Origin of the sequence: Cellulomonas sp. KRMCY2, assembly GCF_000526515.1 — a bacterium.
Classification (GTDB): Bacteria; Actinomycetota; Actinomycetes; order Actinomycetales; family Cellulomonadaceae; genus Actinotalea.
This window is the reverse complement of sequence record NZ_JAGF01000001.1, coordinates 3,109,520-3,129,998: the sequence shown is the minus strand read 5'-3', so window position 1 is coordinate 3,129,998 and position 20,479 is coordinate 3,109,520. Positions and strand designations below refer to the sequence as shown.

The following is a 20,479-nucleotide window of genomic DNA, read 5'->3' as shown; positions in this document are numbered from 1 at the left end:
CCGGCGGCCCCTGCGGGCACGCCCGCTGGTGGTGTGTCAGGCGGTCATCGGCGCGACGTCGGCGGGGCGCGGCGGGTAGGGGTAGTCGGAGGCACGGTCCTGGAACGACAGGATGCGCGGGTTGACCACCTGACCGTCCCGGATCTCGATCGCCCGCCGCACCGTCTCGTCGGCGGCCCAACCTGCAGGCCCCGCCATGACGGACTCCATGAAGGGCAGCAGGGCCTCGCTGATCTCCCACGAGGCCGAGGCCCAGAGGTAGGAAGGGCTGTGGTCCACCGCGTAGTAGCGCAGGTGGTCACCGACCTCGAAGGTAGGAGAGCGGAACGAGGTCGGTCGCGCCCAGCTGAAGCCCATGCCCGCGTCGCATGACACGTCGATGAGCAGGCTGCCGGGGCGGAAGGCGCCAAGGTCGACATCGTGCAGGTACGTCAGGGGTGCGTCCGTGTCCTGCAGCGTGCAGTTCACCACGATGTCGTGCTCACCGAGGTACGGCGCGATCGGCACGCGCCGGCCGTCGACCACCACCTCGCTCAGCGGCGCCGTGTCGTCCTGGTCGAAGTGCGCCATCGTGACCGAGTGGATCGGCGCGGCGACAGCTGCCACGCTCCGACTGGTCAGGACGTGCACGTCGTGGACGCCGTGAGCATTGAGGGCCGTGACGGCGCCGCGCGCGGTCGCGCCGAAGCCGATCACCACGGCCCGCAGCCGACGGCCGTAGTCCCCCGTCGAGCCCGCGAGCTGGAGCGCGTGCAGCACGGAGCAGTAACCGGCGAGCTCGTTGTTCTTGTGGAACACGTGGAGGCCGAACGAACCGTCGCTCGACCAGTGGTGCATCGACTCGAAAGCGATCAACGTCAGCCGGCGGTCGATCGCCACCTGCGTCACGGCGCGATCCTGCACGCAGTGCGGCCAGCCCCACAGGACCTGCCCCTCGTGCAGCTCGGCGAGGTCCGCCGCCTGCGGCTTGGGCAGCAGGATCACGTCGGACCCGGCGAGCACCTCACGACGCGACGCGATCCGGCCGACCTGTGGGCCGAGCTGCTCGTCGGTGAGACCGAAACGCTCGCCGTACCCCTCTTCGAGGGTGATCCGGGCCCGCAATGCGGGGTCGATCCGGTCCAGATGGTCGGGGTGGAGCGGCAGCCGTAGCTCGTCGGCCTTGCGGCACGAGGACAGGATCCCCAGGGTCTTCGCATTCACGGTCGCTCCCTCGAAGGGGAACCGCGGCGGCTCCGTCTGGGTGACAATACGCCCCAGCCCGCCGCCGCCACGGGCGGCGCGGGTCCGCCCGTCGACTCGCCTGCGTCGCGGCTTCCTCGAGCGAGTCGGCGGTGGCTGCTGTCCAGGCCTCGAGCGCGACGAGGTCGTCAGTGGTCCGGGGAATCGGAGGGATCGCGTGCACGACCGACGGATCGGCCTGGTGCAGCGGCGCCCGAGCGACCTCCCCGAGACTCACCTGCCGCTTGTCCCGGCACGGGCTCCGCCAAGGGCCGTGAGCCTGGGAGGATGGGGCACAATGAGCCCCCAGCCGCTGGACCGCCGCCGCAACCTCGCCGACCGCATGCCCGCCGGCGATCTGCGCACCGACCCCGACGCCCTGCACGAGGCGTTCCTCGGCTGGGCGCACGACCAGGGCTTCGAGCTGTACCCCGCCCAGCAGGAGGCTCTGCTCGAGCTCGTCACGGGCTCGCACGTGATCCTGTCCACCCCGACCGGTTCGGGGAAGTCGCTGGTGGCGGTCGCGGCGCACTTCGTCGCCCTGGCCGAGGGCCGACGGACGTACTACACGGCGCCGCTCAAGGCCCTGGTCAGCGAGAAGTTCTTCGACCTCGTCAAGGCCTTCGGGTCGCAGAACGTCGGGATGATGACCGGCGACAGCAGCGTCAACGCCGGTGCGCCGATCATCTGCTGCACCGCGGAGATCCTGGCCAACATCGCGCTGCGCACGGGTGGCGGGACGGCCGAGCAGCCGGGCCACCCCGACGATCCGGCCGTGCCGGGCGAGGACGCCGTCGGCCAGGTCGTGATGGACGAGTTCCACTTCTACGCGGACCCGCAGCGCGGCTGGGCCTGGCAGGTGCCCCTGATCGAGCTGCCCCGCACCCAGTTCCTGCTGATGTCCGCGACGCTCGGCGAGGTCGACTTCTTCGCCGAGGACCTCGAGCGTCGCAGCACCCGTCCGGTGGCGACGGTGACCCACACCGAGCGTCCCGTCCCGTTGATCTTCAACTACGTGGTCGAGCCGCTGCATGAGGTGGTCGAGGACCTGGTCCACACCCGGCGGGCCCCGGTGTACCTGGTGCACTTCACCCAGAAGGACGCGGTCGACCAGGCACAGGCGCTGATGTCCAGCACCGTGGCCTCGCGCGAGCAGCGTGACGCCATCGCCACGGAGATCGGCGGGTTCCGGTTCGGCACGGGCTTCGGCAGGACGCTCTCCCGGCTGCTGCGGCACGGCGTCGGCGTGCACCACGCGGGGATGCTGCCGCGCTACCGGCGGGTCGTCGAACGGCTCACCCAGCGCGGTCTGCTGACGGTGGTGTGCGGCACCGACACGCTCGGGGTGGGCATCAACGTGCCGATCCGGACCGTGGTGCTGACGTCGCTGGTCAAGTACGACGGCGTGCGGATGCGCCACCTGTCCGCGCGCGAGTTCCACCAGATCGCCGGGCGGGCCGGCCGAGCCGGCTTCGACACGGTCGGCGAGGTCATCGTGATGGCCCCCGACCACGTGATCGAGAACCGCAAGCTGCTCGCCAAGGCGGGCGACGACCCGAAGAAGATCCGGAAGATCGTCCGGAAGAAGGCACCGGAGGGTGCGGTCAACTGGACGGACAAGACCTTCGAGCGGCTCCGCGACGCCCCACCCGAGCCGCTGACCTCGAGCTTTGCCGTCAGCCACGCCATGGTGCTCAACGTGCTGGCCCGGCCGGGCGACCCGATCGAGGCGATGACCCACCTGCTCACCGACAACCACGAGCCTGAGGCGTCCCGCGGCCGTCATGTCCGCAAGGCCGTGGCCGTCTACCGCTCGCTGCGCGCCTCCGGCGTGATCGAGCGCGTCCCGCGGCCCGACGGTCGCGGCAGGACGGTGCGCCTGACCGTCGACCTGCCGGCCGACTTCGCGCTCAACCAGGCGCTGTCGCCGTTCGCCTACGCGGCGCTCGACGTGCTCGACCCCGAGTCGCCGTCGTACGCCGTGGACGTCCTGTCGGTGATCGAGTCGACCCTCGACGACCCGCGGCAGGTGCTCTACGCCCAGGAGAAGAAGGCGCGCGGTGAAGCCATCGGTGCGATGAAGGCCGAGGGCTACGACTACGACGAGCGGATGGCGGCGCTGGACGACATCAGCTACCCGAAGCCGCTCGCCGAGCTGCTCGCCGCGACGTTCGCGATCTACCGTCGCACCAACCCGTGGGTCGCCGATCACGAGCTCTCCCCCAAGTCGGTCGTCCGTGACCTGCACGAGCGCGCGATGACCTTCACCGAGTACATCTCCTACTACGCGCTGGAGCGCACCGAGGGCGTCCTGCTGCGGTACCTGGCCGACGCCTACCGAGCCCTGCGCCAGACCGTCCCGGCCGAGCGACGCAACGACGAGCTCGAGGACGTCGTCGAGTGGCTCGGCGAGCTCGTCCGGAGCACCGACTCGAGCCTGCTGGACGAGTGGGAGCGGCTGAGCAACCCCGACGCCGTCGACGCCGCCGCGGCGGGCGGCCACGCGCACGACGAGGGTCCGCCGTCGATCACGGCGAACGCACGGGCGTTCCGGGTGCTGGTCCGCAACGCCCTGTTCCGCCGGGTCGAGCTCGTCTCGCGGGAACGCTGGGCCGAGCTGGGTGCGCTGGGCGACCTGGACGCCGACGGCGAGGCCTGGGACACCGCCCGGTGGCGCGACGCGCTCGACCCGTACTTCGACGACCACGAGGATCTGGGCACCGGTCCGGCCGCACGCGGTCCTGCCCTGCACATGGTGACCGTGCGACCGGTCCCCACGGGCGGCGAGCTCTGGGACGTCCGGCAGGTGTTCGACGATCCCGCCGGCGACCACGACTGGCGGATAGATGCCTTGGTCGACCTGGCCGCGAGCGACGCCCGCGGCGAGGTGGTCCTGACCATCACGGCTGCGGGACGTCTGTGACCCGTTCCACCTGGTCGTCCCGACACTGCCGCACCGTCCACTGACCCCGTCCGCTCCGTGGTGGCCGCACCTCGTACAGTGCTGGCGTGGCAGCGAAGAGGGGCGGACGGGGCGGCACGCCGGCGGTCGTCGCGCTCGAGGTGGCCGGCGTCGCGCACACGGTGCACGCGTACGACCACGACGCGGGCAACGACGTGGGCTACGGGCTGGAAGCGGCCCAGGTGCTGGGCATCCCCGCCGAGCAGGTCTTCAAGACCCTGATGACCGTCGTCGACGGCACCCTGACTGTCGCCGTCGTGCCGGTCACGGGCAAGCTCGACCTCAAGGCGCTCGCCGCGGCCGTCGGCGGCAAGAAGGCGGCCATGGCCGAGCGGGCCGCAGCGGAGCGTGCTACCGGGTACGTGGTGGGCGGCATCTCACCGCTGGGTCAGAAGGCCGCCCACCCGACCGTGGTCGACGAGACCGTCGATCTGTTCGACACCGTCTACGTCTCGGGCGGTCGACGCGGGCTGGACGTCGGCCTCGCGCCGGCCGACCTCATCGCACTGACCAGGGCCGTCGTCGCGGACGTCGCACGCGGCTGAGCTCGCGGCCCGCCCGCCGGCTCACCTGCCGAAGGCCCGGTTGGTCGGCACGATCTCCTTGCCGAGCGGCAGCAGCGACACCGGGACGAGCTTGAGGTTCGCGATGCCCATCGGGATGCCGATGATCGAGATGAAGAGCGGGATCGCGGTGACGACGTGCCCGATCGCGAGCCAGATGCCGGCGACGACCACCCAGATGACGTTGCCGATCGTCGACCACGCGCCGGCCCCGGGCTTGTCGACGACCGTCCGCCCGAACGGCCACAGGACGTAGCCGGCGATCCGGAAGGACGCGATGCCGAACGGGATCGTCACGATCAGCACGCAGCACAGGATGCCGGCGACGACGTAGCCGACCGCGAGCCAGAGTCCCGCGAAGACCAGCCAGATGACGTTGAGCAGAGTGTTCACGCATGCCACTGTGCCGGACGGCGGCCCGCGCCGGTATCCGGGACACCCCTGATCCGCCCCGGGTCCGGCGCTAGGGTGCGAGCCATGAGCGAGGACGCCGCGATCGCGGCGCGACTGTCGACCGTGCGCGCCAGGGTCGCGCGTGCCGAGCAGACCGCCGGACGTCCACCGGGCGAGGTCCGCCTCATGCTCGCCACGAAGACGCAGTCGGCGGCCGTCATCCGCGCCGCCCTGCTCGCGGACACGGTGGCCTGCGTGGCGTCCGGGCTCGTCCCCGTCCTGCTCGGTGAGAACCGCGTCCAGGAGGCCGTCACCACGGCGACCGGGCTCGCGGACCTGCACCCGCAGATCCACCTGATCGGGCCGCTGCAGTCGAACAAGATCAACCACGCGCTCCGGGCCGTGGACTGCGTGCAGACCGTCGCGACGCTCGACCTGGCCGGGCGCCTGTCCCTGCGCTGCGCCACGACCGACCGCGTCCTGGACGTGATGGTCCAGGTCAACGTCTCGGGTGAGCCGACGAAGTCGGGCGTGCCGCCCGAGGCCGCCGTCGACCTCGCGACCCAGGTGGCCGCCCTGCCCGGGCTGCAGCTCGTCGGCTTCATGACCATCGGGGCCAACACGCGCGACACCGGGCTCGTCCTGGCGGGCTTCTCCCGCCTGCGCGAGGTGCGGGACGAGCTGGTGGCCTCGGACGCCCCGGGCGCGGCGACGGCACGCGAGCTGTCGATGGGCATGAGCGGCGACCTCGAGGACGCGATCGCGGAGGGCGCGACGATCGTCCGGGTCGGCTCGGCCGTCTTCGGCAGCAGGCCGCCGGCCTGAGCCCGCCGGCCTGGGCCCGCCGATGCGACCCGCGTGACAAGGACACTTGACATCCGAGCGGCATGACAAGCATCCTTGACACATGCCGCGCCTGCCGTCCGACCTCCCGCCGGTCACGATCGTCGTCCTCGTCGTGCTCGCCGTCGCCCTCGTCCTGAGCGAGCCGGTGGTCGGCAGGGCTCAGTACCGCCACTTCCTGGCCGAGGTCGCCGACCGGGGCGAGCCGGCACGTCTGCGCCACTACGCCCGATGGATCGCGCAGGGCTGGGCCTGGGCGGTCCTCGTGACCGGTGCAGTCGTGGTCCTGCCGGAGGTCGGGCTCGCCGAGCTCGGCCTGCGCCGGCAGGACCTGAACCGGCCACTGACCGGGCTGGGCATCACCCTGAGCCCCTCGATGCTGTCCGGCTTCGCGATCGGCCTGGTCCTCGGCGTCGTGCTGCTCGCCGTCGCCGTGCGCCGCGGACGGTCGCAGGATCCACCCAACCTCGAGGCGGTCCGGCCCATGCTCCCGACGACGCGTCGTGGCCGCTGGGGATGGGCCGGCGTGAGCGTGACCGCGGGCATCACCGAGGAGATCCTGTACCGCGGGCTGCTCGTCCTGGTCGTCACCGCTCTCGCGCCGGACCTCCCACCCGGACTGCTCGTTCTCGGCCTCGCGGTGCTCTTCGGCCTGGCGCACTGGTACCAGGGGCGCGCCGGGATGCTGTCGACCGGGCTGGCCGGCGCGCTGCTGACCGGCCTGTACCTGGTCACCGGGAGCCTCCTGCTGCCGATCCTGGTCCACTGCCTGATCGATCTGCGTGCGCTGCTCATCCCGTCGGTCGTCGCCCCGCCGACCGACGACCCGGAGGCCGTTCCCGCGTCACCGGGCTCACGGTCGGTCGTCCCTGGCCACGATCCGGTGAGCACATGAGAGCCCGCCGATGAAGAACGAGATCCGGCACCTCCGTGAGGAGCGCGCGCTGTCCCAGGCGACGCTCGGCACCGATCTCGGCGTCTCGCGCCAGACGGTCAACTCCTTGGAGAACGGCCGCTACGACCCGTCCCTCCCGCTCGCCTTCACCATCGCTCGGTACTTCGGGCTCACCATCGAGGAGATCTTCCATGTCGACGACTGACCGCCCGACCCGCACCCGTACCCGCAGGAGCGTGTGGCTCTCTCTCCTGGTCGCCACCGTCGTGGTGCTCGGCCTGGCGGCCGCCGTCGCGGGCACCGGCGAGACGGACACGGCCGCGGGCATCGCCACAGGTGGCCTGACCGTCATCGTCGCCGCGGTCGTCGCCGCGCTGCGGATCGCACGCCGACCGGATCGCGCCGGGACCGCACAGCGGCTGCTCGCCCATCAGGGCGACGAACGGGACCATAGGGTCCACACCGCCAGCCTCGCCTGGGTGGGACTCGTCGCGATCATGCTCAGCGCGTTCGGCAGCGCCGCGACCTACCTCGGCGCCTCGGGGGACGTGATCGTCCGGGCGCTTCCGTTCCTCCTGCTGGCCACCGCCGTCCTGTCCTTCGTCGCCGTCGACCGCCGGATCTGACCCACCCCCGGTGGCGGTCTAGTGTTGCGCCCGTGCCGGAGACCTTCACCTGGGACGAGTACAACGCCAGCCAGTGGGGCCGACAGGTGCGGCCCCTGCTCGGGCGGGCGCTCGACGCCGTCGAGCCCGACCTGCTCCCGGACCAGCGCGTGGCGATCGACCTCGGTTGCGGCGAGGGTGTCGAGGTCGCGGCCCTGCTCGCCGACGGGTGGACGGTGCACGCGGTCGACGGCGACGCGGCGGGCCTCCGACGGCTGGCCCAGCGGTCCGACGTCGGGACCACCCGCCTGCACCCGCACCACAGCGCCTACCAGGACCTCGAGGAGCTGCCGGCGGCGGCGCTGGTGCACTCGTCCTACGCGCTCCCCTACTGCCCGCCGGAGGCCTTCGACCGGGTCTGGCAGCTCGCCCGGCGGGCGCTGGTCCCGGGTGGCGTCATCGCGTGCCAGCTGTTCGGCCCGCGCGACGGCATGGCCGGCACCGCCGGGATGACCTTCCACGCCGAGCCTGAGGTCCGTGCGCTGCTGGCCGGGCTCGAGATCGTGCACTGGCGGGAGGAGGACGCCGAGGGCGGCTCGTTCTCGGGCCCCAAGCACTGGCACGTCTTCCACGTCGTGGCGCGGGCCGCGACCCGGCCGGACTCCTAGGAGCCCGGTCGGATGCCGGATCGGCTCAGGGCACCCGGGCGGTCCACTCCGGCGTGCCGAACTTGGTCGAGACGAGCTCGTCGGCCCTGGCCTGCTCGGCCGGCGTGACGCCGCCGTCGACAGTCGCGTACCGGGAGCGGAAGTGGTTCTTGAACGCCTCGATGACGTCGGCGCGGGGCAGGCCGGTCTGCGAACGGAGCGGGTCGACGCGCTTGTTGGCGCTCTTCGTGCCCTTGTCCGACATCTTCTCGCGGCCGATGCGCAGCACCTCGAGCATCGTGTCGGCGTCGATGTCGTAGGCCATGGTCACGTGGTGCAGGACCGTGCCGTTCGACAGACGCTTCTGGGCGGCGCCGGCGATCTTCCCGGTCGGCGAGGCGATGTCGTTCAGCGGGACGTAGGTCGCGTCGATGCCCAGCTCGCGCAGCGCGCCGAGCACCCAGTCGTCCAGGAACGCGTAGGACCGCTCGAAGCTCAGACCCTCGACCAGCGATCCGGGAACGGTCAGCGAGTAGGTGATCGTGTTGCCCGGCTCGATGAACATCGCGCCGCCGCCGGAGATCCGGCGGACGACGGTGATGCCGTGCCGCTCGGCCCCCTCGGGGTCGACCTCGTTGCGCAGGGACTGGAACGAGCCGATCACGACCGCCGGCGCACCCCACTCCCAGATCCGCAGCGTCGGGCCGCGGGTCCCGGCGCCGACAGCCTCGGCGAGCGCCTGGTCCAGGGCCATGTGCATCGCCGGCGACTGCGGGCCCTCGTGCACGATCTCGAAGGTGTGGTCCTCCCAGCGGGTCGCGTGACCGAGGGCACGTCGCACTGCGATGGCCACCGACTCGGCCGAGAACCCGACCATCGTCACGCCCTCGCCCAGGACGCTGTCGACCACATGGGTCAGCTGGGCGACGGTGGCCGTCTCCGGCATCCCGAGCAGCGCACCGTCGATGCTCTCGAGCGCCTCGTCGGGTTCGAGGAAGAAGTCCCCGCTGACCGCAGCCCTGCTCACCCGCCCGTCGGTGACCTCGAGGTCGACCGCCACGAGCTTGCCACCGGGCACCTTGTACTCACCGCGCATCCAGTCATCCTATGTCTCGCCGCGAAGCGGAGCAGCTGCCTGCAGGACGGTGTCAGACCAGCGGGAGCCGGTCCACGTCGCGCACGGCGCCCCGGTCGGCCGACGTCGCCATCGCGGCATAGGCCCGGAGCGCCGGCGAGACGACCCGCTGCCGGGTCCGCGGGCGGTAGCCCCCCGACGCCTCGACCGCGGCCCGCCGCCGGGCGAGCTCGGCCTCGTCGACCTTGACCTCGATCCGGCGGCCGGGGATGTCGATCTCGATCAGGTCGCCGTCCTGGACCAGGGCGATGACCCCGCCGGCGGCCGCCTCGGGCGACACGTGGCCGATCGACAGGCCGGACGTCCCCCCGGAGAACCGGCCGTCGGTCACCAGGGCGCACACGGCACCCAGGCGCCGACCCTTGAGGTAGGCCGTCGGGTAGAGCATCTCCTGCATCCCCGGTCCGCCGCTCGGGCCCTCGTACCGGACCACGACGACGTCCCCGGCGACCACGCGGTCGGCCAGGATGGCTTCGCAGGCCTCCTCCTGGGACTCCACGACGACTGCCGGTCCGCTGAAGACCAGCACCGAGGCGTCGACCCCCGCCGTCTTGACGACGCAGCCGTCCGCGGCGAGGTTCCCGCGCAGGACGGCGAGTCCGCCGTCGGCCGTGTAGGCGTGCGCGACGTCGCGGATGCAGCCGCCCGCGGCGTCGTCGTCGAGCGTCGCCCACCGCTCCGACTGGGAGAACGCCGTCGCCGACCGTACGCAGCCGGGCGCCGCGTGGAACAGCTCGACGGCCGCCGGGGCCGGTGACCCGCCCCGGATGTCCCACTCCTTGAGCCAGGCGGCCAGCGAGTCGGCGTGCACGGCGTGCACGTCCTGACGCAGCAGCCCCGCCCGGTCCAGCTCACCGAGGATCGCCGGCACCCCGCCGGCGCGGTGCACGTCCTCCATCAGGTAGGTGCCGTTCGGGGCGACCTTGGACAGGCACGGGACGCGGCGCGAGAGGGCGTCGATGTCCGGCATCGTGAAGTCGACCTCAGCCTCGTGCGCGGCGGCCAGCAGGTGCAGGACGGTGTTGGTCGACCCGCCCATCGCGACGTCCAGGGCCATCGCGTTCTCGAACGCCGCGCGGGTGGCGATCGCCCGCGGCAGCACGCTCGGGTCGTCGGTGCCGTAGTACCGCCGGGTCAGCTCGACGACCGTCGCCCCGGCCGCCTCGTACAGGTCCTTGCGCGCCGTGTGGGTGGCCAGCACCGAGCCGTTGCCGGGCAGGGCCAGCCCCAGCGCCTCGACCAGGCAGTTCATCGAGTTCGCGGTGAACATGCCGGAGCACGAGCCGCAGGTCGGGCAGGCCGCCTCCTCGACCCGGAGCAGGTCCTCGTCGGAGACCGTGTCCGAGACGGCGTCCGACATCGCGTCGACCAGGTGGAGCCGGCGACGCACGGTCCCGTCCACGAGCACGGCGGTGCCGCCCTCCATCGGCCCCCCGGAGACGAAGACCGTCGGGATGTTCAGGCGCAGCGCGGCCATGAGCATCCCGGGGGTGATCTTGTCGCAGTTGGAGATGCAGACCAGGGCGTCGGCGCAGTGCGCGTTGACCATGTACTCGACGCTGTCGGCGATCAGGTCCCGGGAGGGCAGCGAGTAGAGCATGCCGCTGTGGCCCATCGCGATCCCGTCGTCGACCGCGATCGTGTTGAACTCCCGCGCGATGCCCCCGGCCGCGTGGATCGCCTCGGAGACGATGCGACCGACGGGCTGCAGGTGGGTGTGCCCCGGGACGAACTCGGTGAAGCTGTTCGCGACGGCGATGATCGGCTTGCCGAAGTCCGCAGCGTCCACGCCGGCGGCCCGCAGCAGCGCCCTCGCCCCCGCCATGTTCCGCCCGTGGGTGACCGTCCGGGACCGCAGCGCGGGCATGTCGTGCTCCTTCCGTGGGCCGCACCCCGATCGGGACGCGTCGAGGTGAGGCTAGTGGCAGTCGGTGTCGACACCCTCGGGCGTCTCGGAACGGTTCTCCACACCGGCACGGAGCAACCCGTAGACGATGGCGTCGACCAGCGCCTCCCAGGACGCCTCGACGATGTTCGGCCCGACCCCGACGGTCATCCAAGTGGTCTCCGCACCGGTGTCCATGGTCTCGACGAGCACCCGCGTGACGGCATCGGTGCCGTGCTCGGTGTCCAGGATCCGCACCTTGAAGTCGATCAGCTCGAACCGCTCGATCTCCGGGTAGGTGGGGGCGACGGCCTTGCGCAGCGCGGCGTCCAGGGCGTTGACCGGGCCGTTGCCCTCCGCCGTCGCGACCATCCGCTCCCCGCCGACGTGCATCTTGACGGTCCCCTCGGCGCCGGCCTCGGACGGCCTGCCCGGCACCGTCTCGACGATCACGCGCCAGCTCTCGGTGCAGAAGAACGACGGCCTGGAGCCGTCGAGCTCCTCGCGCAGCAGCAGCTCGAAGGACGCGTCGGCGGCGTCGTAGGTGTAGCCCTGCGCCTCGGCGTCCTTGACCCGGTTGGTGACCCTCGTCAGCAGCTCGCCCTGACCGGAGAGGTCGATGCCGAACTCGCGGCCCTTGAGCTCGATGGACGCGCGGCCCGCCATGTCCGAGACCAGCATGCGCATGTCGTTGCCGACGACCATCGGGTCGGTGTGCTGGTACATGTTCGGGTCGACCTTGATGGCGCTGGCGTGCAGACCGCCCTTGTGCGCGAACGCGCTCGCGCCGACGTACGGCTGCCGCGCGAACGGCGCGATGTTGGTGATCTCACTGATGGCGTGCGAGATGCGCGTCAGCTCACGCAGTCCGTCGCCGAGCAGCACCGACCGGCCCAGCTTGATCTGGAGGTTCGCGACGACCGCGCCGAGGTCCGCGTTGCCGGTGCGCTCCCCGTACCCGTTGACGGTGCCCTGGACGTGCATCGCACCGGCCGCGACGGCGGCGAGCGTGTTCGCCACGGCGCACCCGGTGTCGTTGTGGGCGTGCATGCCGATCCGCCCGTCGGTCTCGGCCCGGACCCTGGCGACGACCTCGTGCACCCAGTCCGGCAGCATGCCGCCGTTCGTGTCGCACAGGGTGACGACCTCAGCGCCGGCCGCGAACGCGGCGACGGCGGCGCGCAGGGCGTACTCCGGGTCGAAGCGGAACCCGTCGAAGAAGTGCTCGGCGTCCAGGATCACCCGGCGCCCCTCGCCTCGCAGGTAGGCCACCGTGTCCGAGATCATCGCGAGGTTCTCCTCGCCGGTGGTGCGCAGCGCCCGCTCCACGTGCCGGATGTCGCTCTTGGCCACCAGCGTGACCACCGGCGCCTCGGAGTCCATCAGCGCGCGGACCTGGGCGTCGTCGTGCGCCCGGGCGCCGGCCTTGCGGGTCGAGCCGAACGCCGCGAGCTCGGCGTTGCGGAAGTCGAGCTCCTTGGCGGCGCGCTTGAAGAACTCGGTGTCCTTCGGGATCGCGCCGGGCCAGCCGCCCTCGATGAAACCGACACCGAGCTCGTCGAGCAGCGGGGCGATGGCGAGCTTGTCCATGACGGACAGGTTCATGCCCTCCTGCTGCGCCCCGTCGCGCAGGGTCGTGTCGTAGACGTCGAAGGTCGTGGATGCCACGGGATGCTCTCCTCGGTCGAGCCGCCCGGCGGCGCCGCCGGGCGGGACTGCTGGTGGACCTGCTGGCTCTCCTGCTGCGCATCGTGCTGGACCTGCGTCATCCACGCTCCGGTTGGCGGGGCGCCGGCGGGGTGGTGCCGGGCTGCGGACGACGGTGTCGGCGGGGCGGGGGTGGTGCCCGACCAACAAAAAGACCCCCCGGGGTACGGGAGGTCTGCGCGTTCGGTGGTGTTCCGAACGCGCTACTCGATAATGAGGGTGAAGCGAGCCACGTGCGCATCATGCCACACGTCCCCCGACCTGAGAACCACCGTCCCACCCCCACCGCGGCCGGGTCAGACCAGGCGGTGCATCCAGCCGTGCGGGTCGGGGACGCGGCCGTACTGGATGTCGGTGAGCTCGCGGCGGACCGCAGCCGTCACGGTCCCGGTGGCCCCGTCGCCGACCGTCAGGTCGAAGTCCTCGCCGGCGAGCCGGCCGATCGGCGTGACGACGGCCGCGGTGCCGCAGGCGAACACCTCGGCGACCGAGCCGTCCTGCAGCCCGGTACGCAGCTCGGCGAGGGGGATCGAACGCTCGACGACCTCGCGCCCCGCCGCACGCAGCAGCGCGATCACCGAGGAGCGCGTCACGCCCTCGAGGATCGTGCCGCTCAGCGCCGGCGTCGTCACGGTGCCCGACGCGCCGACCAAGAAGACGTTCATCCCACCGAGCTCCTCGAGCTGGGTGTTCGTGGCGGCGTCGAGGAAGCAGACCTGCTCACAGCCCTTCTCGTACGCCTCCTGCTGCGGGAGCAGGCTCGCGGCGTAGTTGCCGCCGCACTTGGCGGCGCCCGTGCCGCCCGGGCCGGCGCGGTGGAAGTCCTCGGCGACCCAGATCGCCACGGGGTGCACACCGCTGGCGAAGTAGGGGCCCACCGGCGAGGCGATGACGAGGTACTCCACGGCGCGGGCCGGGCGGACCCCGAGGAAGGACTCCGAGGCGTACATGAAGGGCCGCAGGTACAGGCTGGTCTCGTCCCCGTCGGGAACCCAGGCTGCGTCCGTCGCGACGAGGGCCTCGATCGAGCCGAGGAAGTCCTCGGCCGGCAGCTCCGGCAGCGCGAGCCGCCGGGCGGAGGCGGCGAAGCGCGCGGCGTTGGCGTGCGCGCGGAAGGTCCACACCGACGCGTCGGCGTGCCGGTACGCCTTGAGGCCCTCGAAGATCTCCTGGCCGTAGTGCAGGACGGCGGCAGCGGGGTCGAGCAGCAGCGGTCCGTGCTTCTCGACGCGGCGGTCCTGCCAGCCACCGTCGGCGGTCCAGGTGATGCGTGCCATGTGGTCGGTGAAGACCGTCCCGAAGGCCGGTGACTCGAGCAGCGCGGCGCGCTCGACGTCGTCGCGCGGCGCGTCGGTGCGCCGGATGTCGAACGCGGCCGCTGCGGAGGACAGCTCGGGGGCGTGCGTGGTGCTCATGTCGGGGATCCTTTCACCAGGTGGTGACCGAGGAGCTCGGTCTGACGGTACCTGCGGTGACGGCCGACGGGGTGCGGACGCTCAGCCGGCGACCCGCGCCGCGAGATCCGCGCCCACCTCGGCCGTCGACCGTACTCGGTCCCCACGCTCGGCCAGGTCCGCCGCGACCGCTGCCTCGACCCGTGCGGCGGCGTCGTCCAGCCCGAGGTGCGCCAGCATCATGCTCACGCTCATCACTGTCGCCGTCGGGTCGGCCTTGCCCTGGCCGGCGATGTCCGGGGCCGAGCCGTGCACGGGCTCGAACATCGACGGTGTCGTCCGGTCCGGGTTGATGTTGCCCGACGCCGCGAGGCCGATGCCGCCGGTGATGGCGGCAGCCTGATCGGTGAGGATGTCGCCGAAGAGGTTGTCGGTGACCATGACGTCGAAGCGTGACGGCTTGGTGGTCATGAAGATCGTCGCCGCGTCGACATGCAGGTAGTCGGTGGTCACGTCGGGGAAGTCGGCATTGACCGCCTCGACCGTCCGCCGCCACAGGTGGCCGGCGTGCACCAGCACGTTGTGCTTGTGCACGAGGGTCAGGTGCTTGCGCGGACGGGCGGCCGCCCGGGCGAAGGCGTCCCGGACGACGCGCTCGACGCCGAACGCGGTGTTGATGCTGACCTCGGTCGCGACCTCGTGCGGGGTGCCCACCCGGATCGCACCGCCGTTGCCGACGTAGGGCCCCTCGGTGCCCTCGCGCACGACCACGAAATCGATCTCGCCGGGGTCGGCGAGCGGCGAGCGGACTCCGGGGTACAGCCGCGCCGGCCGCAGGTTGACGTGGTGGTCGAGCTCGAAGCGCAGCCGGAGCAGCAGTCCGCGCTCGAGCACGCCCGACGGCACGCCGGGGTCACCGATCGCGCCGAGCAGGATGACGTCGTGCTCGCGGATGGCTGCGAGGTCGGCGTCCGTCAGGGTCTCCCCCGTCGCGTGCCATCGTCGCGCCCCGAGGTCGAAGTCCGTGGTGGTGACCGCCACGTCGGAGCCCGCAAGTGCCGCGTCCAGGACCCTCAGACCCTGTTCGACGACCTCGGTACCGATGCCGTCCCCGGCGACGACTGCGAGTCTGACGCTGCGTGTCATGATCCCAACCTAATCCGCATCCCATCCAGCGGGACGCATTGTCTCATCCTCCGGTCAGTCTGATCCGCGCCGAACCGTGCGGGCCGCGCCAGGAGCGGGCCTAGCCCGGCCAGTCGAGCTGGTGCTCGGGGACCCCGACGCTCCTGGCGTAGTCCTGGGCCTCGGCACGCCGGGCCGCGTCCCCTGCGCGGTAGCGGAAGACCCGGCCGGCGAAGACCACGACGTGGTCCTGCCCGAGGGCGAAGTCGGCGTACCAGCCACCCTCCGCGAGCAGGCACCGCGCGAGCGAGCCGGCCAGCTCCTCGGCGCGGTCGTCCGGTCCCTCGATCTCGAGGAACGTCCACACCGCGGGCTGGCCGGCCACCGCGCCGGGGCTCACGTCCTGCCGGCGGACCGTGACCGTGAGGCCGTCGAGCCTGAGCTCGCTGCCGACACGCAGGCTCTCGGCGAGCACAACCCCACGGATCACGGTCCCTGCCTCCTCAGCGTGCGGCGGATCCCTCGACGTAGTCGCCCTCGGTGTTCTTGACCCAGGAGAACATCTTGCGCAGCTCGCGGCCAGTGGCCTCGATCGGGTGCGCCTCGCCCTTGGCGCGCAGGGCCTTGAACTCCGGCGCACCGGCGTCCTGGTCGGCGATGAACCGCGCCGCGAACGCACCGGACTGGATGTCGGCGAGCACGTCCTGCATGTTCTGCTTGACCCGCGGATCGATGACCCGCGGCCCGGAGACGTAGTCGCCGTACTCGGCTGTGTCCGAGACGCTCCAGCGCTGCTTGGCGATGCCGCCCTCGACCATCAGGTCGACGATGAGCTTGAGCTCGTGCAGCACCTCGAAGTACGCGACCTCGGGCTGGTAGCCCGCCTCCGTCAGGACCTCGAAGCCGTACTGGACCAGCTGCGAGGCGCCGCCGCAGAGCACAGCCTGCTCGCCGAACAGGTCGGTCTCGGTCTCCTCGGTGAAGGTGGTCTTGATGCCACCCGCACGCAGGCCGCCGATGGCCTTGGCGTAGGACAGCGCGAGCTCCCACGCCCCACCCGTCGCGTCCTGCTCGACGGCGACGATGACCGGCACGCCGCGGCCGGCCTCGTACTCGCGGCGGACCAGGTGACCGGGCCCCTTGGGCGCGACCATGACGACGTCGACCCCTTCCGGCGGGGTGATGTAGCCGAACCGGATGTTGAAGCCGTGGCCGAAGACCAGGGCTGCGCCCGGCTTCAGGTAGGGCGCGATGTCGTCGCGGTACACGTGGCGCTGGACCTGGTCGGGCGCCAGGACGACCACGACGTCCGCCTCCTGCACCGCCTCGGGCACCGACACGACGCGCAGGCCCTGGTCCTGCGCCTTGGCGCGCGACGGAGAGCCCTCGCGCAGGCCGACGCGGACGTCGACCCCGGAGTCACGCAGGTTCAGCGCATGGGCGTGCCCCTGGCTGCCGTAGCCGATGACCGCGACCTTGCGGCCGGCGATGATGGACAGGTCGGCATCGTCGTCGTAGAACAGCTCAGCCACGGGACTATCTCCTTGTGGGTCGGGTGTACGTCGGTCGAACGTCGGATGTGCGTCGGTGGTTGCGTCGGGTGGTCGTCGGGTGGTCGTCGGGTGGTCGTCGGGTGGTCGACGGGTGTGGTGCGAAGTCTTGCGGATCTCACGCCGAGCGGGACACCCGTTCCAGTGCGCGGTCGGTGATCGAGCGCGAGCCGCGGCCGATCGCCACCGTCCCGGACTGGACGATCTCACGGATCCCGAAGGGCTCCAGGGCAGCGAGCAGCGCGCCGAGCTTGCCGGGGCCACCGGTGGCCTCGACCGTCACGGCGTCGGGCACGACGTCGACGATGTGCGCGCGGAACAGCTCGACCACCTCGAGCACGTGCGACCGGATCGACACGTCGGCGCGGACCTTGATCAGGATCAGCTCACGCTGGACCGAGGAGTCCGCCTCGAGCTCGACGATCTTGATCACGTTGATCAGCTTGTTGAGCTGCTTGGTCACCTGCTCGAGCGGCAGCTCCTCGACATCGACCACGACCGTGATCCGCGAGATGTCGTCGTGCTCGGTCGGACCCACGGCGAGCGAGTGGATGTTGAACGCGCGCCGGGCGAACAGCCCGGCAACGCGGGTGAGCACACCTGGCTTGTTCTCGACGAGCACGGACAGCGTGTGCCTGCTCATGCTGCACCTTCTTCCAGTGACGTGGTCAGCGGCTCGAGAGCCGCGTCGAGGAGGGCGTTGACGTGAAGGGTCAGGCTGTCCAGAGCCGGCACCGGGAGCGTCGGGTCGGCCGGGTCGATGACCATGCCGAGCTCCGTGCACCCCAGGACGACGCCCTGGGCGCCACGTGCGACGAGCCGGTCGACGATCCCCCGCAGGCGCCGCGCCGAGAGCTCCCCGACCTGCCCGAGGACGAGCTCGTCGTGGATCAACCGGTTGACCTCGGCCGCGTCCTCGGTGTCGGGGACGAGGACCTCGATGCCGCGGGGCGCGAGCCGGGACGGGTAGAGGTCGCTGCCCATCGTGTAGCGCGTCCCGAGCAGCGCCAGCCGCTCGATCCCCGCTGCCTGGGCGGCATCGGCCACCGCCTCGACGACGTGGACCACCGGCAGTCCGGAGCCCTGGACGACGTCGTCGTACACCAGGTGCATCGTGTTGGCGCAGATGCCCAGCACCCGAGCGCCGCCGTCGCGCAGCACCGCCGCCTCGGTGGCGTAGATCGCTCCGAGAGCCGCCCAGTCGTCCGCCTCCTGCAGCTCGCAGATCTCGGCGAACTCGAACGAGCGCAGCAGGAGGTCGGCGGAGTGCTTGCCGCCGAGCCGATCCCGGACGCCCTCGTTGAGCAGGCGGTAGTACCCGACCGTGGACTCCCAGGACGTCCCGCCGAGCAGTCCGATGCGGCGCACTACTCCTCCCGGTCCCAGGCCGGGCTGATGCCGCGGGCGTACTGGATCTCGTCGTTGCTGACCCCCGCGGCGACCATCGGCCAGACCATCGCGTCGCGCGAGACGGTGAAGTCGATCACGACGGGCTGGTCGTTGATCTCCATCGCGCGCTTGATCGTCGCGTCGACGTCGGCCTTCGTCTCGCACCGCAGCCCGACGCAGCCGTACGCGTCGGCGAGCTTGACGAAGTCCGGGATCCGGACCGTGCCGTGGCCGGTGTGCAGATCGGTGTTCGAGTAGCGCGACTCGTAGAAGAGCGTCTGCCACTGCCGCACCATGCCGAGCGACGAGTTGTTGATCACCGCGACCTTGATCGGGATGTCGTTGATCGCGCAGGTCGCGAGCTCCTGGTTGGTCATCTGGAAGCAGCCGTCGCCGTCGATGGACCAGACCGTGCGGCTCGGGTCGCCGACCTTGGCGCCCATCGCTGCGGGCACCGAGTAGCCCATGGTGCCCAGGCCACCCGAGTTGAGCCACGCGTTGGGCCGCTCGTAGCGGATGAACTGCGCCGCCCACATCTGGTGCTGGCCGACGCCCGAGACGTACACCGCCTCCGGGCCCGCGATCTCGCCGATCCGCTGGATCACGTACTGCGGGGCCAGGTGCCCGTCGTCGGTCTCGGTGTAGCCGAGCGGGAAGGTCTCGCGCCAGTCGTCGATCTGCCGCCACCAGCGTTCGAGGTCCGGCTTGCCGTGCTGCGCGTGCTCGCGGGCGAGCTCGGGCAGCAGGTCGGCGATGACCTCCTTGAGGTCGCCGACGATCGGCACGTCCACCCGGCGGTTCTTGCCGATCTCGGCCGGGTCGATGTCCGCGTGCACGATCGTCGCGTGCGGCGCGAAGGACGACAGCTTGCCGGTCACGCGGTCGTCGAAGCGGGTGCCGAGGGCGACGATCAGGTCCGCCTTCTGCAGGGCGGCCACGGCCGGCACCGTCCCGTGCATGCCGGGCATGCCGAGGTTCTGCGGGTGGGAGTCCGGCAGCGCGCCGCGGGCCATCAGGGTCGTCACGACCGGCGCCCCGGACGCGTCGGCCAGTGCGCGGAGCTCGGCGCTGGCGCCCGAACGGATCGCACCACCGCCGACGTAGAGCACCGGACGGCGGGCGGTGGCCAGCAGCCTGGCGGCCTCACGGATCTGCTTGGCGTGCGGCTTGGTGACCGGGTGGTAGCCCGGCAGCTCGATCGCCGGCGGCCACGAGAAGGTCGTGCGGGCCTGCATCGCGGACTTCGCGATGTCGACGAGCACCGGACCCGGCCGGCCGGTGGCGGCGATGTGGAAGGCCTCGGCGATCACCCGCGGGATGTCGTCCGCGTTGGTCACGAGGAAGTTGTGCTTGGTGACCGGCAGGGTGATGCCGACGATGTCGGCCTCCTGGAAGGCGTCGGTCCCGATCATGGCGGCGCCGACCTGCCCGGTGATCGCGACGACGGCGACGGAGTCCATGTTGGCGTCCGCGAGCGGCGTGACCAGGTTCGTCGCACCGGGACCCGAGGTGGCCATGCACACGCCGACCTTGCCGCTGGTGTAGGCGTAGCCGGACGCTGCGTGACCGGCGCCCTGCTCGTGCCGCACCAGGATGTGGCGGAGCAGCTTGGAGTCCATCAGCGGGTCGTAGGTCGGCAGGATGGCGCCGCCCGGGATGCCGAAGACGACCTCCGCACCGGCGGCCTCGAGGGAACGGACGATCGACTGCGCACCATTCATCGGCTCACCCTGGACCGTCACCGGCGCGGGGCGTGCGGCGTCGGCGGGCGTGACGCCCGGCGCGTGCGGTCGCGGAGCGTGCTGCTCCGGCGTCGGACGGCTGCCCCCGGCGGGGGCGCCGGGCTCGGGCCCTGGACCATCGTTGCTCTCCCTGGCTTCGGTCTGGCTCGTGTCGAGCTGGTTCGTGCGGTCGTGCTGCGCGGTCCTGCTGTGCGGTCCTGCTGTGCGGTCCTGCTGTGCGGTGCGGTGTCGCCGACCCCGTCGTCCTGACATGAAAAAACCCCTCGGCCCGTCAGGGGGCTCTCGAGGGGTGCGCGCGGACGAGACCTGGCGTGGCGGCCTGCCGGCGCTAGGTGGGTACTACGACGATCATCTGCACGCTCGGCACACTACGCCCGCGCAGGTCGACTTGTCACGCGACACCTCCTGCGTCTCACATCGTGG

Annotated in this window: 19 protein-coding genes; 7 read left to right on the top strand and 12 right to left on the bottom strand. The window is 71.6% G+C overall.

The window, feature by feature from the left end:
* Positions 1 to 36: 36 nt before the first annotated feature.
* Positions 37 to 1,203, bottom strand: a complete 1,167-nt coding sequence (locus K415_RS0114730; RefSeq protein WP_024287810.1) for a N(5)-(carboxyethyl)ornithine synthase — start codon at positions 1,201 to 1,203, stop codon at positions 37 to 39.
* 316 nt (positions 1,204 to 1,519) lie between these two features.
* Between K415_RS0114730 and K415_RS0114725 the strand changes: the two genes are divergently transcribed.
* Together K415_RS0114725 and ybaK are read left to right on the top strand one after the other, a co-directional pair.
* Positions 1,520 to 4,144 (top strand): DEAD/DEAH box helicase, encoded by a 2,625-nt coding sequence (locus tag K415_RS0114725; RefSeq protein WP_024287809.1) that lies wholly within the window; start codon positions 1,520 to 1,522, stop codon positions 4,142 to 4,144.
* Between the two features lie 86 nt (positions 4,145 to 4,230).
* Positions 4,231 to 4,728, top strand: coding sequence for a Cys-tRNA(Pro) deacylase (gene ybaK / locus K415_RS0114720; RefSeq protein ID WP_024287808.1), 498 nt, complete (start codon positions 4,231 to 4,233; stop codon positions 4,726 to 4,728).
* Positions 4,729 to 4,749: 21 nt separating this feature from the next.
* On the opposite strand, the gene K415_RS0114715 is transcribed toward ybaK, so the two are convergent.
* Positions 4,750 to 5,139 (bottom strand): YccF domain-containing protein, encoded by a 390-nt coding sequence (locus K415_RS0114715; protein ID WP_024287807.1) that lies wholly within the window; start codon positions 5,137 to 5,139, stop codon positions 4,750 to 4,752.
* Positions 5,140 to 5,223: 84 nt separating this feature from the next.
* Between K415_RS0114715 and K415_RS0114710 the strand changes: the two genes are divergently transcribed.
* The 5 genes from K415_RS0114710 to K415_RS0114690 all read left to right on the top strand — a co-directional run bounded on the left by K415_RS0114710 (position 5,224) and on the right by K415_RS0114690 (position 8,150).
* A complete protein-coding gene (locus K415_RS0114710) occupies positions 5,224 to 5,964 on the top strand; it encodes a YggS family pyridoxal phosphate-dependent enzyme (protein ID WP_024287806.1) in 741 nt (246 codons plus the stop codon).
* Between the two features lie 82 nt (positions 5,965 to 6,046).
* On the top strand, positions 6,047 to 6,877 hold the full coding sequence (locus tag K415_RS22930) for a CPBP family intramembrane glutamic endopeptidase (protein WP_024287805.1): 831 nt from the start codon (positions 6,047 to 6,049) through the stop codon (positions 6,875 to 6,877).
* A 10-nt stretch (positions 6,878 to 6,887) separates the two neighbouring features.
* Positions 6,888 to 7,082 carry a helix-turn-helix transcriptional regulator gene (locus K415_RS0114700; RefSeq protein ID WP_024287804.1) on the top strand — a complete coding sequence of 65 codons (195 nt, stop codon included), beginning with the start codon at positions 6,888 to 6,890 and terminating at the stop codon, positions 7,080 to 7,082.
* Entirely contained in the window at positions 7,069 to 7,503 is a 435-nt protein-coding gene (locus K415_RS0114695; protein ID WP_155859483.1) for a hypothetical protein, read from the top strand. Before K415_RS0114700 ends, K415_RS0114695 begins: the two co-directional genes overlap by 14 nt.
* A 32-nt stretch (positions 7,504 to 7,535) precedes the next feature.
* Complete coding sequence (locus K415_RS0114690) at positions 7,536 to 8,150, top strand: class I SAM-dependent methyltransferase (RefSeq protein WP_024287802.1); 615 nt, start codon at positions 7,536 to 7,538, stop codon at positions 8,148 to 8,150.
* 25 nt (positions 8,151 to 8,175) lie between these two features.
* On the opposite strand, the gene K415_RS0114685 is transcribed toward K415_RS0114690, so the two are convergent.
* From K415_RS0114685 to K415_RS0114640, 10 genes are all read right to left on the bottom strand, one after another.
* The gene (locus K415_RS0114685) at positions 8,176 to 9,225 is read right to left on the bottom strand and encodes a biotin/lipoate A/B protein ligase family protein (RefSeq protein ID WP_024287801.1); all 1,050 of its coding nucleotides are present in this window, start codon (positions 9,223 to 9,225) and stop codon (positions 8,176 to 8,178) included.
* 52 nt (positions 9,226 to 9,277) lie between these two features.
* On the bottom strand, positions 9,278 to 11,131 hold the full coding sequence (gene ilvD / locus K415_RS0114680; protein WP_024287800.1) for a dihydroxy-acid dehydratase: 1,854 nt from the start codon (positions 11,129 to 11,131) through the stop codon (positions 9,278 to 9,280).
* A 51-nt stretch (positions 11,132 to 11,182) separates the two neighbouring features.
* Positions 11,183 to 12,817 carry a citramalate synthase gene (cimA, locus tag K415_RS0114675; protein ID WP_024287799.1) on the bottom strand — a complete coding sequence of 545 codons (1,635 nt, stop codon included), beginning with the start codon at positions 12,815 to 12,817 and terminating at the stop codon, positions 11,183 to 11,185.
* Between the two features lie 335 nt (positions 12,818 to 13,152).
* Positions 13,153 to 14,271: a branched-chain amino acid aminotransferase gene (locus K415_RS0114670; RefSeq protein WP_024287798.1), complete on the bottom strand. Its 1,119-nt coding sequence runs from the start codon at positions 14,269 to 14,271 to the stop codon at positions 13,153 to 13,155.
* An 81-nt stretch (positions 14,272 to 14,352) separates the two neighbouring features.
* Positions 14,353 to 15,396 carry a 3-isopropylmalate dehydrogenase gene (locus K415_RS0114665; protein ID WP_024287797.1) on the bottom strand — a complete coding sequence of 348 codons (1,044 nt, stop codon included), beginning with the start codon at positions 15,394 to 15,396 and terminating at the stop codon, positions 14,353 to 14,355.
* Between the two features lie 100 nt (positions 15,397 to 15,496).
* On the bottom strand, positions 15,497 to 15,865 hold the full coding sequence (locus tag K415_RS0114660) for a hypothetical protein (RefSeq protein WP_024287796.1): 369 nt from the start codon (positions 15,863 to 15,865) through the stop codon (positions 15,497 to 15,499).
* A 13-nt stretch (positions 15,866 to 15,878) separates the two neighbouring features.
* The gene (gene ilvC, locus K415_RS0114655) at positions 15,879 to 16,907 is read right to left on the bottom strand and encodes a ketol-acid reductoisomerase (RefSeq protein WP_024287795.1); all 1,029 of its coding nucleotides are present in this window, start codon (positions 16,905 to 16,907) and stop codon (positions 15,879 to 15,881) included.
* Positions 16,908 to 17,043: 136 nt separating this feature from the next.
* The gene (gene ilvN / locus K415_RS0114650; protein WP_024287794.1) at positions 17,044 to 17,568 is read right to left on the bottom strand and encodes an acetolactate synthase small subunit; all 525 of its coding nucleotides are present in this window, start codon (positions 17,566 to 17,568) and stop codon (positions 17,044 to 17,046) included.
* Positions 17,565 to 18,293, bottom strand: coding sequence for an aspartate/glutamate racemase family protein (locus K415_RS0114645; RefSeq protein ID WP_024287793.1), 729 nt, complete (start codon positions 18,291 to 18,293; stop codon positions 17,565 to 17,567). The genes ilvN and K415_RS0114645 overlap by 4 nt, the downstream gene beginning before the upstream one ends.
* Positions 18,293 to 20,035 (bottom strand): acetolactate synthase large subunit, encoded by a 1,743-nt coding sequence (locus K415_RS0114640; protein ID WP_155859482.1) that lies wholly within the window; start codon positions 20,033 to 20,035, stop codon positions 18,293 to 18,295. The genes K415_RS0114645 and K415_RS0114640 overlap by 1 nt, the downstream gene beginning before the upstream one ends.
* Positions 20,036 to 20,479 lie beyond the last annotated feature (444 nt).